The sequence below is a fragment of the Maritimimonas sp. 2205BS37-2 genome, assembly GCF_056591755.1.
Window position 1 is genome coordinate 422,766 of record NZ_JBWQOI010000003.1, and the last position, 14,998, is coordinate 437,763.

The 14,998-nt window shown below is 35.0% G+C and carries 12 protein-coding genes and 1 tRNA gene; 8 read left to right on the top strand and 5 right to left on the bottom strand.

All coding sequences use genetic code 11. The annotated features are described in order from the left end of the window. Window positions 1-3: 3 nt before the first annotated feature. Window positions 4-1,023 (top strand): class 1 fructose-bisphosphatase, encoded by a 1,020-nt coding sequence (gene fbp / locus AC1EUU_RS14965; RefSeq protein WP_480202255.1) that lies wholly within the window; start codon window positions 4-6, stop codon window positions 1,021-1,023. On the opposite strand, the gene AC1EUU_RS14970 is transcribed toward fbp, so the two are convergent. Further along, entirely contained in the window at window positions 1,020-2,615 is a 1,596-nt protein-coding gene (locus AC1EUU_RS14970; protein ID WP_480202256.1) for an FMN-binding glutamate synthase family protein, read from the bottom strand. The two genes, fbp and AC1EUU_RS14970, sit on opposite strands and share 4 nt — an antisense overlap. A 146-nt stretch (window positions 2,616-2,761) precedes the next feature. On the opposite strand from AC1EUU_RS14970, the gene folB reads away from it, so the two are divergent. The 5 genes from folB to AC1EUU_RS14995 all read left to right on the top strand — a co-directional run bounded on the left by folB (window position 2,762) and on the right by AC1EUU_RS14995 (window position 7,897). After that, window positions 2,762-3,118, top strand: a complete 357-nt coding sequence (gene folB / locus AC1EUU_RS14975) for a dihydroneopterin aldolase (RefSeq protein ID WP_480202257.1) — start codon at window positions 2,762-2,764, stop codon at window positions 3,116-3,118. 60 nt (window positions 3,119-3,178) lie between these two features. Then, a tRNA-Cys gene (locus AC1EUU_RS14980) sits at window positions 3,179-3,249 on the top strand. Window positions 3,250-3,342: 93 nt separating this feature from the next. Then, window positions 3,343-4,203 (top strand): MBL fold metallo-hydrolase, encoded by an 861-nt coding sequence (locus AC1EUU_RS14985; protein WP_480202258.1) that lies wholly within the window; start codon window positions 3,343-3,345, stop codon window positions 4,201-4,203. A 10-nt stretch (window positions 4,204-4,213) separates the two neighbouring features. After that, window positions 4,214-5,935 carry a S8 family peptidase gene (locus AC1EUU_RS14990; RefSeq protein ID WP_480202259.1) on the top strand — a complete coding sequence of 574 codons (1,722 nt, stop codon included), beginning with the start codon at window positions 4,214-4,216 and terminating at the stop codon, window positions 5,933-5,935. 108 nt (window positions 5,936-6,043) lie between these two features. Continuing rightward, window positions 6,044-7,897 (top strand): M1 family metallopeptidase, encoded by a 1,854-nt coding sequence (locus AC1EUU_RS14995; protein WP_480202260.1) that lies wholly within the window; start codon window positions 6,044-6,046, stop codon window positions 7,895-7,897. A gap of 90 nt (window positions 7,898-7,987) precedes the next feature. Here the strand turns inward: AC1EUU_RS14995 and AC1EUU_RS15000 are convergent, their stop codons facing one another. Then, window positions 7,988-8,665 (bottom strand): peroxiredoxin-like family protein, encoded by a 678-nt coding sequence (locus AC1EUU_RS15000; protein ID WP_480202261.1) that lies wholly within the window; start codon window positions 8,663-8,665, stop codon window positions 7,988-7,990. 174 nt (window positions 8,666-8,839) lie between these two features. Between AC1EUU_RS15000 and AC1EUU_RS15005 the strand changes: the two genes are divergently transcribed. Together AC1EUU_RS15005 and AC1EUU_RS15010 are read left to right on the top strand one after the other, a co-directional pair. Continuing rightward, complete coding sequence (locus AC1EUU_RS15005; protein ID WP_480202262.1) at window positions 8,840-9,778, top strand: LuxR C-terminal-related transcriptional regulator; 939 nt, start codon at window positions 8,840-8,842, stop codon at window positions 9,776-9,778. 111 nt (window positions 9,779-9,889) lie between these two features. Next, a complete protein-coding gene (locus AC1EUU_RS15010; protein WP_480202263.1) occupies window positions 9,890-10,309 on the top strand; it encodes a VOC family protein in 420 nt (139 codons plus the stop codon). Between the two features lie 76 nt (window positions 10,310-10,385). Here the strand turns inward: AC1EUU_RS15010 and infB are convergent, their stop codons facing one another. The 3 genes from infB to rimP are packed head-to-tail and all read right to left on the bottom strand — an operon-like array spanning window position 10,386 to window position 14,873. Beyond that, window positions 10,386-13,097, bottom strand: a complete 2,712-nt coding sequence (infB, locus tag AC1EUU_RS15015; protein ID WP_480202264.1) for a translation initiation factor IF-2 — start codon at window positions 13,095-13,097, stop codon at window positions 10,386-10,388. A gap of 54 nt (window positions 13,098-13,151) precedes the next feature. After that, window positions 13,152-14,399, bottom strand: coding sequence for a transcription termination factor NusA (gene nusA, locus AC1EUU_RS15020; protein ID WP_480202265.1), 1,248 nt, complete (start codon window positions 14,397-14,399; stop codon window positions 13,152-13,154). A 12-nt stretch (window positions 14,400-14,411) separates the two neighbouring features. Then, window positions 14,412-14,873 (bottom strand): ribosome assembly cofactor RimP, encoded by a 462-nt coding sequence (gene rimP / locus AC1EUU_RS15025; RefSeq protein WP_480202266.1) that lies wholly within the window; start codon window positions 14,871-14,873, stop codon window positions 14,412-14,414. Between the last annotated feature and the right edge of the window lie 125 nt (window positions 14,874-14,998).

Sequence of the window (14,998 nt, forward strand, 5' to 3'; positions counted from 1 at the left end):
GCTATGCAAAAACACAGTACGCTCGGTGAATTTATCATTAGTAACCAAAAGCAATTCAAATACACCTCCGGAGAACTTTCTCGACTCATAAATTCAATAAGACTTGCCGCTAAAGTAGTAAACCACGAAGTTAATAAGGCTGGCCTCGTTGATATTCTGGGTGATGCCGGGGACACTAATGTACAAGGTGAAGATCAACAAAAATTAGATGTATATGCAAATGAGATCTTCATGAAGAAATTAACGAATCGACAGATCGTTTGTGGAATTGCCAGTGAAGAAGAAGATGATTTTGTTACAATTTCTGGTAACGACAAAAAAAATGATAATAAATATGTGGTATTAATAGATCCTCTTGATGGATCTTCTAATATAGATGTAAATGTTTCTGTTGGAACCATTTTTTCTGTTTATAGAAGAGTTACTCCAGTTGGAACCCCGGTACAAATAGAGGATTTCTTACAAGAAGGTGACAAGCAGGTAGCTGCCGGATATATTGTTTATGGTACTTCTACAATGTTAGTGTACACTACTGGTCATGGTGTAAACGGATTTACCTTAAACCCTGCTATTGGTACTTTTTATTTATCGCACCCTAACATGCGTTTTCCAGAAGACGGTTCGATTTATTCTATTAATGAAGGTTACTATGTGCACTTTCCTCAAGGTGTGAAAGATTATTTAAAATTTTGCCAGATGGAAGAGGGTAACCGACCTTATAAAGCTCGATACATTGGATCACTAGTGTCTGATTTTCACAGGAATATGATCAAAGGAGGTATTTATATTTATCCTACAAGTTCTAAGGCACCAAAAGGAAAATTACGATTACTATATGAATGTAATCCTATGGCGTTCTTAGCCGAACAAGCCGGAGGTTTAGCAACTGATGGATACCGTCGTATTATGGATATTAAGCCTAACGAATTACATCAGCGTGTTCCTTTCTTTTGTGGCAGCAAAAATATGGTTAAAGATGCCGAAAATTTTATGGCAAAATATCCTGATGATGCTGATTATTAACTAACTGGTTGTAGCTTTTTTTCAGTAAAAAATTCTTTATATTCTTCTGGTCTACTAGCTTCAGAAAGTAAACATCCAGGCTCCATTTCTGGATACATTTCATCATACTTCACCACTTTGCTAATTCCCATTCGCTTATTAATGTGCTTTCTTTTAATTTCTTTAGGACTATTTAAGCCAGATGCAGCAACCATTTCTAAAAAACTATGAATGGTTTCTTCATGATAGTTAGCTGTACGCGGAGCTTTATCTTCAACAACCAATCCTTTCATTAGTGATTTATCTTGGGTGGCAACACCAACCGGACATGTATTGTTATTACATTGTAATGCTTGTATGCAGCCAATAGATAACATCATGGCCCTTGCGCTGTTACACACATCTGCTCCAAGAGCAATTGCGCGTGCCATATGAAAACCAGTTATAATCTTACCTGCAGCTATAATTTTAATTTCCTTTTTTAGATCAAAACCTACCAACGTGTCGTGTACAAAAACTAGCCCTTCACGTAATGGCATTCCTATAGAATTAGAAAACTCTACCGGGGCAGCTCCGGTTCCTCCTTCACCTCCATCTACCGAAATAAAATCTGGCGTAATCCCCGTAGAGAGCATTGCTTTACAGATATCGATAAATTCTTGTTTTTTACCAACACACAATTTAAATCCAACTGGTTTACCTCCAGAGAGATCACGTAACTTCTTTATAAACATTAATAAGCCTTGGGCATCAGAAAAAGCGGTATGTGCTGGTGGTGAGTGCACAGCAATTCCAGGTTTTACATGTCGTATTTTTGCGATTTCGTCGGTATTTTTCTTAGCCGGTAAAATTCCTCCATGACCGGGTTTCGCCCCTTGAGACAATTTTAGTTCTATCATCTTAACCTCTGGTCGCGTAGCATTTTCTCTATACCCTTCTTCACTAAAATTACCTTGCTCATCTCTACAACCAAAATACCCAGTACCAACCTGCCAAATTAAATCTCCTCCATGTTTTAAATGGTAAGGGCTAATTCCTCCTTCACCAGTATTATGTGCAAAGCTTCCTATTTTGGCTCCCTTATTAAGCGCCATAACTGCGTTTTTACTTAAGGAACCAAAGCTCATTGCCGAAATATTCAATAAACTACAAGAATAAGGTTGCTTACAATCTTTTCCTCCAAAGATTACTCTTGGAAACTCTCCAATTTCTTTAGGACTATTCTTTGCGTACATAGAATGATCCATCCACTCATAACCAGACCTATAAACATTCATTTGTGTACCGAAAGGAGCGGTATCATTTACTTTTTTTGAACGTTGATATATTAATGACCTGAATATCCTATTTAGAGGTCTTCCTTCGGTGTCTGTTTCAACAAAATATTGCATAATCTCTGGCCGTATTGATTCTAAGGCATATCGGAAGCGTCCTAGTAAAGGGAAATTTCGTCGTATCGTATGTTTTGTTTGAAAAACATCATACCAACCCATAAAAAACAATGGGCCAATAACTATAAAACTCCATAAAACAGACTTCCATAAAAATGAGATGGCTATTATAGAGGCAACTGTTACTAAAGACAAAAGAATAAATTGTTCGCGTACTTTCATAATCATTTATTTGGCTCTAAATTTAAGAAAATGATTGAATCAAACGAACTACTTAAAATTATATCTTTGCAGCGGCGCTTACAAAAATTAAAAAAAGAACTAAGGTACTTCTCTAGCTATTGCACTAGAGATTTTCAATTATATACATGGGATTAATAGAAGTTAAAAATATACGTCTATACGCTTATCATGGTTGTTTAGACGAAGAGGGTAAAATTGGCTCAGAGTATCGTGTAGATTTGGCGGTTAGGGCTGATCTATCAACTTCAGCAAAATCAGACAAGCTAAGTGACACTGTAGATTACGTGCACCTTAATAAAATTGTAAAAGAAGAAATGGCAATACGGACAAAGTTATTGGAAACCGTGGCAGATAAAATTCTTAATAGAATTCTTAAAGAAATTTCTTTAGTTAAAAAAGCTACCGTCGAAGTTTCTAAATTGAATCCTCCTATAGGTGGTAATGTTGCTATGGTTACAATTAAGATGTCTAAGAAACGATAATAATTTGCTTTTTTATTGCACGAATAGTTAATTTACTTAAATTTGTAGCCCCTTAGAAATGGCGTCGTGGCCGAGTGGCTAGGCAGAGCTCTGCAAAAGCTTGTACAGCGGTTCGAATCCGCTCGACGCCTCTAATAAAGCCTCATCAAACTGGTGAGGTTTTTTCTTTTCTTTAACAATTATTTAGCTTATTTTCAGCATATTTGTAAAATTTTTGCAGAAAAATGACCATTTACCCTATTGAAACCGGGAATTTTAAGCTAGATGGAGGAGCTATGTTTGGTGTAGTTCCAAAATCATTATGGCAACGTACAAATCCGGCTGATGGTAATAATATGATAGAAATGAGCATGCGTTGTTTACTCATCGAAAATGACAACCGTTTAATTCTTATCGATACCGGAATGGGTACCAAGCAATCTGAAAAATTCTTTGGTTACTATTATCTTTTTGGAGATTATTCATTAGATGCTTCCCTTGCAAAACATGGGTTTCACAGAAATGATATTACCGATGTTTTTTTAACACATCTGCATTTTGATCACTGTGGAGGAAGTATCCAATGGAATCAAAATAAAACCGGCTATGAGCCTGCTTTTAAGAATGCTAAATTTTGGAGTAACGAAAATCACTGGCAGTGGGCTACAAAGCCTAATGCAAGAGAAAAAGCCTCATTTCTAACAGAAAATATTCTTCCTATAGAAGAAAGTGGTCAATTGAATTTTGTCTCATTATCAGATAAGGGGTATGTAGAAAATTCTGAACTGGGTTTTGGCATTTTATTTGTTGATGGTCATACAGAAAAACAAATGTTGCCACATATTCAATACAAAGGTAAAACCATTGTTTTTACTGCTGATTTATTACCTACTACGGGGCATATTCCATTGCCTTATGTAATGGGATACGACACCAGACCTTTACTAACGCTCGATGAAAAAAAACAATTTTTAAACAATGCTGCTGATAAAGAGTATTTTCTATTGCTAGAACATGATGCATATAGTGAACTATGTACTGTACAACATACGGAAAAGGGAGTACGATTAAAGAGCACACATACATTTAACGAGATATTTAATTAAAACAACAAAGATGAAGATTTTAAGACCTATTACTGTAGCAAGTTTTACCGCACTTATTTTATTGAGCTGTGGTACAACGCAAAATGTTACACAAACTACTACTACGCCAGAACAACCCAAAGCACCGGAAACTCCAACCACCGTTAGTCAAAATACCGAAGCTCCTAAACTTGTGGCCAAAAAAGGAGAAATGACTGAAGCCGAAGTACAGGCTTGGCCTCATATGGACCTTCATAAAGATTCTGTTCCTGGTATAAGTTTAGAAAAGGCTTATCAATTCTTAGATGGAAAAGCTGGTAAAACAGTTATTGTAGGCGTAATTGATTCTGGTATTGATGTAGAGCATGAAGACCTAAGAGAAGTTCTTTGGATTAATGAAAAAGAAGTTGCTAACAATGGTAAAGATGATGATAACAATGGCTATGTTGACGATATTTATGGATGGAATTTCCTGGGCGGAGCTAAAGGTGATGACAACCCTGAGCAGCTTGAATTAACACGTATTGTAAAAAAGTGGACACCTCGCTTTGAAGGAAAAACAATTGAAACTATTTCTGCAGCTGACACTACCGATTTTAAAAAATATGTAAAGCTTAAAAAAATAGTAGATGATAAAAACACCAATGCATATAATCAAGTAGTGCAGTATTCTGCTATTAAAGAGTTTGTTAAAAAGGCAAACGACACCTTAGTGAAATCACTAGGTAAAAAAGATTATAGTCTTAATGATATAAAAAGTGTTACTCTTGTAGATCAAGAATTGCTACAGGGTAAAATGATCATTGCAAATATTTTAGGAGGAGGAGATACTGTTGAGAGCGCTTTTGGACAACTAGATGAAATAGTAGATCACTATGGAAATCAGCTAAACGCACAATATAAAGTAGATTTTAATGGTAGAGTTGCTGGTGATAACCCATATGACATCAATGATAAAAACTATGGTAACGGACTCGTAATTGGTTCAAAAGATTCAGAAATACATGGTACGCATGTTACTGGTATTATAGCCGCTCAACGTAATAATGGTAAAGGCATGAACGGTGTTGCTAAAAATGTAAAAATTATGTCTTTGAGAGCAGTACCAGATGGTGATGAGTATGATAAAGATATTGCATTGGCCATTCGCTATGCCGTTGATAATGGAGCGAAAGTAGTAAACATGAGCTTTGGTAAAAGTTACTCACCAAATGCAGAATGGGTATATGACGCGATTAAGTATGCCGCCGAAAAAGATGTATTACTAGTACATGCTGCAGGTAATGATGGTAGCGATATCGATACTGCCGAAAACTTCCCGAACGATTCTAAAGATAAAATAACAGAATTCGCAGACAATGTGCTTACAATAGGCGCGATGACACGCCATTATGATGAAAAATTAGTGGCTTCTTTCTCTAATTATGGTAAAAAGAATGTTGATATTTTCGCGCCAGGACTTGAGATTTATTCAACGTTCCCAAAAGATTCTTATGAATCTATTCAAGGTACTTCTATGGCGGCTCCAGAAGTTGCTGGTGTTGCAGCCTTAATTCGTTCATACTATCCTACACTTACCGCAAGTCAAGTAAAAAAGGTAATTATGGAATCTGGTATTGAATACGACGGAGATGTAATTTTACCAGGTAGTAAAGATGAAAAAGTTCCTTTTAAAGATTTATCTGTTTCAGGTAAAATTTTAAATGCTTATAATGCTTTAAAAATGGCCGAGAAATTAGCGAACAAATCTTAATCATATATCTATAAAATAAATTAAGAAAAGCGCACTCGATTGAGTGCGCTTTTTTTGGTATCATCCTTGATTATGGTATCTTGCAGAGATTTTTAAACATAATTACAAATGAAACAAATACTGTTTGCAATCGCAACATTAATGAGTATGTTCTTATATGCTCAAAACACTTCATATTGGCAACAACATGTTGATTATACTATGGAAATTGATATGAACGTAGAGAATTATCAATATGATGGTGTACAGAAACTTGTTTATACTAACAATTCACCCGATACATTAGACAAAGTTTTTTATCATTTATTCTTTAATGCATTTCAACCAGGAAGTGAAATGGACATTCGCTTACTTAATATTAAAGATCCTGATGGTAGAATGGTGAATAATATTGGCACAAAAGAAAAACCAAAATTTGAAAGTAGAATCTCAAAATTAAAGCCCGAAGAAATTGGTTTTATAAAAGTACAATCCTTAAAACAGAATGGTGTTGATTTAAAACATGAGACTATTGGTACTATTTTAAAAGTTTGGTTAGATAAACCAATAAAGCCAGGCGAAAAAGTAACCTTTGATATGGTTTTTAAAGGTCAGGTGCCGGTACAAATTCGTCGTTCAGGTAGAAATAGTAAAGAAGGAGTTGCGCTTTCAATGACACAATGGTATCCTAAAATGGTAGAATATGACTTTGAGGGATGGCATGCAAATTCTTACATAGGGCGAGAGTTCCATGGTGTTTGGGGTAATTTTGATGTAAAGATTAGCATTGATAAAAATTATGTTCTTGGTGGAAGTGGTTATCTTCAAAATCCTGATGAAATCGGTCATGGTTATTCTAGTAAAGAAATAAAGCATCCTAGAAGGGTTAAAAAATTAACATGGCATTTTAAAGCACCAAAAGTACATGACTTTACATGGGCGGCCGATCCTGAGTACATTCACGATAAGATAAAAGGTGATAATGATGTTACGCTACATTTTTTATACAAAAAGACACTTAAACAAGATTATTTAAAAAATTGGAAAGACTTACAGCCTAAAACTGCGAAGTTACTATCGTACTTTAATGAGAATATTGGGCAATACCCTTATAAGCAATATTCTGTAATTCAAGGTGGCGATGGAGGCATGGAATATGCGATGTGTACATTAATTACAGGTCAGCGTAACTTTGGTAGCTTAGTTGGTGTAACAGCCCATGAATTAGCTCATACCTGGTTTCAATTTTTATTAGCCACTAACGAACAAAAACATGAATGGATGGATGAAGGTTTTACTTCGTATATTTCTGACCTAGCAATGAATGAAGTGATGAATAGAGGTGAAGAAAATCCTCATAAAGGAGCTTTTAAAAGCTATACAAACTTGGTGAGTTATGGTATTGAAGAGCCTCAAACGATGCATGCCGATAGATATAGTTATAATTATGCTTACGGCTCCTCAGCATATAATAAAGGACAATTGTTTTTAGTTCAATTAGGACACATTATTGGTGAAGAAAATCTTAAAAAGACGATTAAAAAATATTTTGAAGATTTCAAGTTCAAGCATCCAACTCCTAACGATGTTAAACGTGTTGCAGAGAAGGTTTCTGGTATACAGCTTGACTGGTTCTTAAATTATTGGACTCAAAGTACTAAAACCATAGATTATGCCGTAAAAAGTATTGATAAAAATAAGGTAACGTTGCAACGTATTGGTGAGATGCCAATGCCGATGGATTTAAAGGTTACTTATACTGACGGTACGACTGAAGATTTCTATATTCCTTTACGTATGATGTATGGTGGCAAACCTACAGATGCGACTAAAATTGGTGATTGGTCTTGGGTGCAACCAGAATTTGATTTTAGCACAAAAAAAGAGATTCGTTCTGTAGAAATCGACCCTAATCATAAAGTAGCAGATGTAAAAAGGGAAAATAATACCAAAACCGTTGATCTAGAGAAAATCAAAGGATAGCATATTTAGTGAAAAACAATAACTAAAAAAGCCACTCAGAAGAGTGGCTTTTTTAGTTATTGTTTTTACTTTTATTCTTGTCTCAACAAATTAAATTGCTCCTAAAATATCTTCAATACTTGCTCTTTTTGAATAGTCTGGATCAAAATGCACAAATACGATTTCGCCATCTTTATTTATAACATAGGTAGCAGGAACAGGTAATTCTGTTTTACCATTCGCGTTATTTTCATTTATTGAAACATCTAATTTTTCTTGAACTTTACCAGCATAACCATCGGTAACTCCAAAATCTACATCAAATGCTTTTTGTATACTTCCGTCAACATCTGAAACAATAGCGAAATTCGCTTTTGAATTGTCTTTTGCTTTAGCGATACTTTCTTCAGTTTCTGGAGTTACAGCGATTAACTTAACTCCTTTATCTTCTAATTCTTTAGCTCTTGTAGCAAACTCTGCTAAGTGTTTACTACAGTATGGGCACCAATAACCTCTATAAAAAATGATGGCTACATTTTGATCTTTATATAAGTCTGACAAAGCCACTTCTTTACCATCAATTGTAAAGCTTACATCTGGAGTTTTTGTCCCTTTTTCTAAACCTTTAGGTGCATCAGCATCTTTCATTCCATAACTGGCATAATCTACCTTCGGCTCTTCTTTAGCAATTTCTACAACCTCCTCTTTTTCGGTTTCAACGGGCTTTTCTTCCTTTTTTTTACACGCAATAACACTTATAAGTGCCATCAATAAGAGTAATTTTTTCATTTTTTGTGAATTAATTTAAGTTAACTGTTAGTGGAGTAAGTCGCGTACTTCTTCAGAAACTTTCATTTAAATCAAAATTATTTTACTTCAAAAACAGATATGCTCGTTTCAAACTTAAATACACCGCTTTAGTGTACTAAAATTCTGGCCATCTTTTTATATCTTAGTTTAATTATGGACGATAAGGATTATTTTTCTCACTTATATGAAATAGCAAGTCACCTGAACAAGGAATTTTCGCTACATTCAGCTCTTCGAAAGTCATTAGAAAAAACCGCAGAGATTCTAAATTTAGAAACGGGTTGGTTTTGGCTTACAGAGCCCGATAATAAATCAGTGTATTTAGCCGCTTCCTACAACCTACCTCCCGCTTTGAGTAATCACCCTGAGCGACTATCTGGGCAGTGTTATTGTATTAGACAATATTTATCTGATGATATTGAACAAGCTATGAATATTAGTGAGATTGCATGCTCACGGTTAACAGCTATAAGTTCTGGCACAAAAGGACTTAAATTTCACGCAACAATTCCTATAATAATCAATCATCAGAAGGTAGGATTATTAAACTTATTAAGTAAGGAAACCCGAAAACTTACAGAGAAAGAACTAACCATACTTAATACCATAAGTGAGTTGGTTGGAACTGCCATTCAACGTACTCGATTACAACAAACTTATAGTAATGAAAATGTAAAAAAAGAGGCTGCCATTAGAAATATTTTAGATCGTGTTTTTATCCCTAAAATGGAAGCTATGATTTCACAACTTGAAAACTCAGATAGCAGTAAAGAAAAAGTAAACCAAGCACTTAAAAAAGCGTTAGATCTTCAGAAACAATTAACCACTTTACTTGAAGAAACAGAAACATTTAAAGAAACAAACACGATTTTAGGTGGGCTTAACTACCCTAAAATGCCGCTAACTAAACGTGAGTTTGAGGTACTTACGTTCATAAAAAAAGGGCTTACCAATGAACAAATCGGAAAGCAATTATTTATAACTGAACGAACAGTTAAATTTCATATCACCTCAATACTTTCCAAACTCAATGCTGATAATCGCACTGAAGCTGTAGATATTGGCTTAAAAAGGGGCTTTTTGAGTATCTAAACTTCGATATGCAACTAACCTGTACAATAGTTCAGGTGGTTTTCTGTACTTAAGTTCGTTTTACGGGCTATTTTCTCTTAAGATATTTGTATTCATTCAAAACAAAACATTATGAGAAAACAAGGTATCTACTTAGAACATGCGAACATTACGGTGAATGATTTACAAGAAGCAATAAAATTTTTTCAAACAGCTTTTCCTCACTTTAAAATTAGAGGTGGCGGCAACGGAACAAGAGAATGGGTTCATTTTGGTGATAATGATACTTATATTGCTATTAACCAAGCCCAATTAAGTGATTTAAAAATAGATAAAAACTATGATAAAATTGGAATAAATCATTTAGGTTTTGTGGTTCAAGATGTAGAAGAAATAGCCAATAACCTTTTAAAGAATGGATACAAACGAGATTTTCCAAAAGAAGTAGAACAATTTAGAATTAGAGATTATTTTGCAGATGCCGACGGGAATCAATATGAATTTGTACAATACCTTAGTGAAGTTCCGAAAGAAAAAAACAGCTATAAATAGCCCAGGAGTCCAGGTATTGAATAAAACAAAAAACCCAAACTTAAAAGTTTGGGTTTTAAAGTTTATAAGACTTTATTTATTTCAGCGTTTTCTTAACAGCTACTTCTTGGTAGGCTTCAATAATGTCTAATTCTTTAATATCATTATAGTTTTTGATTTGTATGCCACAATCATATCCTTTAGACACTTCTTTTACGTCGTCTTTAAATCGTTTTAGCGAAGCTAATTCTCCATCAAATACCACAACACCCTCTCTAATGATACGCACTTTAGAGCTTCTAAAGATCTTACCATCTGTTACCATACATCCTGCAATAGTACCAATCTTAGAAATTTTATAAGTTTCTCTAATTTCAGCATTACCTGTAATCTCCTCTTTCATTTCTGGAGACAACATTCCTTCCATTGCATCTTTCACATCATTAATCACATCATAGATGATAGAATAATTTCTAATATCTATCTCTTCTTTTTCAGCAAGAGATCTCGCATTTGTTGAAGGTCTAACATTAAAGCCTACAATAATCGCGTCTGAGGCAGAGGCTAGTAGTACATCTGATTCTGTAATCGCACCTACTCCTTTATGAATAATGTTTACTTGAATCTCTTCAGTAGATAATTTCTGCAATGAGTCTGTTAAGGCTTCAACAGAACCATCAACATCACCTTTTAAGATAATATTCAATTCTTTAAAGTCTCCTAGTGCTATTCTTCGTCCAATCTCATCAAGAGTAATATGACGTTGAGTACGCACCGACTGCTCACGTAACAGCTGAGAACGTTTAGCAGCAATTTGCTTCGCTTCGCGTTCATCATCCATTATATTGAATTTGTCTCCCGCTTGAGGAGCTCCATCTAATCCTAAAATAGAAACAGGCGTTGATGGCCCTGCAATCTCTAGCGAATTTCCTCGCTCATCATGCATTGCTTTTATCTTACCACTGTTCTTACCGGCAAGCATATAGTCTCCTATCTTTAATGTACCTGCTTCAACTAATACCGTAGTTACATAACCTTTTCCTTTATCAAGCAACGCTTCAACTACAGTACCATTCGCATTTTTATCTGGATTTGCTTTAAGTTCTAATAACTCAGCTTCAAGTAATACTTTCTCTAAAAGTTCATCTATGCCCTGACCAGTTTTGGCAGATACATCATGCGACTGTACTTTACCACCCCAATCTTCAACAAGTAAATTCATTGCAGCTAATTCTTCTTTTACTTTTTCTGGATTAGCATCTGGTTTATCAACTTTATTAATAGCAAATACTATAGGAACTCCTGCTGCTTGTGCATGACTAATTGCTTCTTTTGTTTGAGGCATTATAGAGTCATCTGCCGCAATAACTATAATCACAAGATCAGTTACTTGTGCTCCACGTGCACGCATTGCCGTAAAGGCCTCGTGACCAGGTGTATCTAAGAACGTTATTTTTTGTCCGTCTTTTAGTTCAACGGCATAGGCACCAATGTGTTGAGTAATTCCACCTGACTCACCAGCAATAACATTTGCATTACGAACATAGTCAAGTAATGATGTTTTACCATGGTCTACGTGCCCCATTACTGTAACAATCGGAGCTCTTGACTTTAAATCTTCTTCTTTATCTTCTACCTCTTCAATAGCCTCTTCAACCTCGGCATCGACAAACTCAACCTGATAACCGAATTCTTCGGCAACAATTGATAAGGTTTCAGCATCTAATCGCTGGTTCATGGTAACCATCATACCTAAAGACATACATGCAGAGATAATTTGAGTTACAGAAACATCCATCATGGTTGCTACTTCACTTGCAGTTACAAATTCAGTAACTTTTAGCACCTTACTTTCTGCAGCTGCTTGTTCTTGTTCTGCTTCAGTCTGTTGTCTGTGTAAATCTCTTTTATCTCTTCTATACTTGGCTCCTTTACCTTTTTTAGATTTCCCTTGAAGTTTTTCTAAGGTTTCTCTTACTTGTTTTTGGATTTCTTCTTCAGATGGCTCTTCTTTTACTATCGGCTTTCTGCTTCTACCTGAATTCCCTCTATTATCATTTCGACCTTTAAAGTTATTTCCTCTTCCTCTTTGTCCGTTTTTATCAAAATTTACGGGCTTGCTAATACGTTTACGCTTGCGCTTATTAGCATCAGAATCATTTTCTTTTTTGGTTTCTGTCTTCTTTTTTGGCTTCTCAAATTGCTTTAAGTCAATTTTTTCACCAACCTGCTTCGGACCAGTTAATTTTTTATACTGTGTAACTATTTTTTTAGGCTCGGCCGGGTTCTCCTCAGGTTTTTCTTCTGATTTAGCTTCGACCTTAGGAGCAGATTCTTTTTTAGCAGGTTCTTTTTTAGCAACTTCTTTTTTAACGGGCCCTTGTTTCTTAACCAGCTCTGCTGCCTTCACCTCTTCCTTCACCTCCTCTTTAGCTTCTTCTTTATTAGGCTTTTTAGCCGAGTCAAGGTCTATTTTCCCTACTGTTTTTAAGCCAGAAAGTTTTTCAGTCTCTACTTTAAACACCTCTTTTTTGGCTTCTTCTTCCAACCGCTTTTTCTCTAGTTCTTTTTCCTGAGCTAAACGAAGGGCTTCTTTCTCTTTACGCTTTTCTTCACCTACCTCACGAGAAGCCACTTTTTTACTCTTATCGGTTTGAAATTCGTCTAAGAGTACAGTATATATCTCATCAGATATTTTAGTCGTAGGACGTGCTTCTATCTCATACCCTTTTTTTGTAAGGTGCTCGACAGCTCTATCTAATGATATATTTAACTCTCTTAAAACTTTATTTAGCCTTAATGTAGCCATACAGTATTTTAATTTTCTATTTTATTTAGCTTCTTTTTCTTAGATTTTTTATTGCTAATCTTCAAATTCTTCGCGTAGAATACGCTGAACATCTAAAATAGTCTCTTCTTCTAAATCTGTTCTTTTAACCAGATCAGAGACATCTAGATCTAATACGCTCTTAGCAGTATCTAATCCGATATTTTTCAATTCACCAATAACCCAAGCTTCGATTTCATCTGAAAACTCTGTTAATTCTACGTCTTCATCTTCTATACCTTCACGTTGAACATCGAGCTCATAACCTGTTAATTGACTTGCTAAGCGAATATTAACTCCCCCTTTACCAATGGCTTTAGAAACCTCTTCAGGCTTTAAATATACATCAACTCTAGGTTTTTCTCCCTCTAGAGCTTCTTTTATTTCCATCGAAACTACTTTGGCAGGGCTCAAAGCTCTAGCAATAAAAATCTTATCATTCTTGGTGAAATTGATAACATCAATGTTTTCGTTACCTAATTCACGTACAATCCCATGAATACGAGAACCTTTCATTCCCACACATGCACCTACAGGATCAATTCTATCATCATATGAATCTACCGCTACTTTCGCTTTCTCACCTGGGATTCTCGCAACGCGCTCTATAGTAATTAAACCATCAAATACCTCAGGAATTTCTTGTTCAAATAATTTAGTTAAGAATTCAGGTGAAGTTCTTGACATAATAATTGCCGGTTTATTACCACGTAATTCAACCGATTTAATAATACCTCTTACAGATTCTCCTTTTCGGAAATAATCAGATTTTATCTGCTCACTCTTAGGTAAGATGATCTCATTACCTTCGTCATCTAATAGAATTACTGCGTTATGACGAATATGATGAACTTCTGCACTATATATTTCACCTTCTAATTCTTTAAATTGTTTGAAGATATTCGTATTATCATGCTCGTGAATTTTAGAGATCAAATTTTGACGTAATGCCAAGATCGCTCTTCTTCCAAGATCAACCAGTTTCACTTCCTCTGAAACATCTTCACCAACTTCAAAATCCGGCTCAATTTTACGCGCTTCTTCTAATGAAATTTCTTCATTTGGATCTTCAACTTCACCATCTTCAACAACCACACGGTTTCTCCAAATCTCTAAATCACCTTTGTCAGGATTAATAATAATATCGAAGTTCTCATCAGAACCATACTTTCTTTTAAGGGCAGCTCTAAACACATCTTCAAGTATTGCCATAAGCGTTACTCTGTCAATACTTTTATCTTCTTTAAATTCTGAAAAAGATTCAATTAATGCAATGTTTTCCATTTCATTTTCTAATTAAAAAATTATTTTCACTTTAGCTTCTTTTATATCTTTATAATCAACCATTGCCTTTTTTACAACGGTGGTTTTTCCTTTACCAATGGGTTTTGGTTCACGAACCTTCCATTCAAGCTCTATAAATTGATCATTTAAAGCGGTCAATTTACCTTCAAGTTTTTCATTTTCAGTCTTTACTTGTAGCGTTCGACCAATATGCTTTTTAAATTGTCTGTTCTTTACCAAAGGTTCGGTAGCTCCAGGTGAAGTAACTTCTAAAGAAAAGTCTTCTTCTTCACGATCTAGATTATGTTCAACATGACGACTAATACGAACACATTCTTTTAGTGGTACTCCATCATCACCATCAACCACTACAGTAATTTTATTCCCGGGAGAAAATTTAAGCTCGATTAAAAATAATCTCTCATTCTCTAAAATTGCCTCTTCAACTAAATTTTTAACCGTTTCTTGGTTCATTTTTTGTATAAAAAGAGGGGACTTTTTTGTCCCCTCCAAATTCTTTATCTTTTATTTTCGCTGCAAATATACAAACTAATTTATTACTAACAAAATAGGCACGTTATTACTAATATTAGTATCTT

Bases quoted from the DNA above. Each gene is read 5' to 3' on its own strand.
- nusA (WP_480202265.1), bottom strand. From the start codon at position 14,399: ATGGAAAACATTGCATTAATTGAATCTTTTTCAGAATTTAAAGAAGAT.
- folB (WP_480202257.1), top strand. From the start codon at position 2,762: ATGGGATTAATAGAAGTTAAAAATATACGTCTATACGCTTATCATGGT.
- AC1EUU_RS14990 (WP_480202259.1), top strand. From the start codon at position 4,214: ATGAAGATTTTAAGACCTATTACTGTAGCAAGTTTTACCGCACTTATT.
- AC1EUU_RS14985 (WP_480202258.1), top strand. From the start codon at position 3,343: ATGACCATTTACCCTATTGAAACCGGGAATTTTAAGCTAGATGGAGGA.
- AC1EUU_RS15005 (WP_480202262.1), top strand. From the start codon at position 8,840: ATGGACGATAAGGATTATTTTTCTCACTTATATGAAATAGCAAGTCAC.
- AC1EUU_RS15000 (WP_480202261.1), bottom strand. From the start codon at position 8,665: ATGAAAAAATTACTCTTATTGATGGCACTTATAAGTGTTATTGCGTGT.
- infB (WP_480202264.1), bottom strand. From the start codon at position 13,097: ATGGCTACATTAAGGCTAAATAAAGTTTTAAGAGAGTTAAATATATCA.
- fbp (WP_480202255.1), top strand. From the start codon at position 4: ATGCAAAAACACAGTACGCTCGGTGAATTTATCATTAGTAACCAAAAG.
- rimP (WP_480202266.1), bottom strand. From the start codon at position 14,873: ATGAACCAAGAAACGGTTAAAAATTTAGTTGAAGAGGCAATTTTAGAG.
- AC1EUU_RS15010 (WP_480202263.1), top strand. From the start codon at position 9,890: ATGAGAAAACAAGGTATCTACTTAGAACATGCGAACATTACGGTGAAT.
- AC1EUU_RS14995 (WP_480202260.1), top strand. From the start codon at position 6,044: ATGAAACAAATACTGTTTGCAATCGCAACATTAATGAGTATGTTCTTA.
- AC1EUU_RS14970 (WP_480202256.1), bottom strand. From the start codon at position 2,615: ATGAAAGTACGCGAACAATTTATTCTTTTGTCTTTAGTAACAGTTGCC.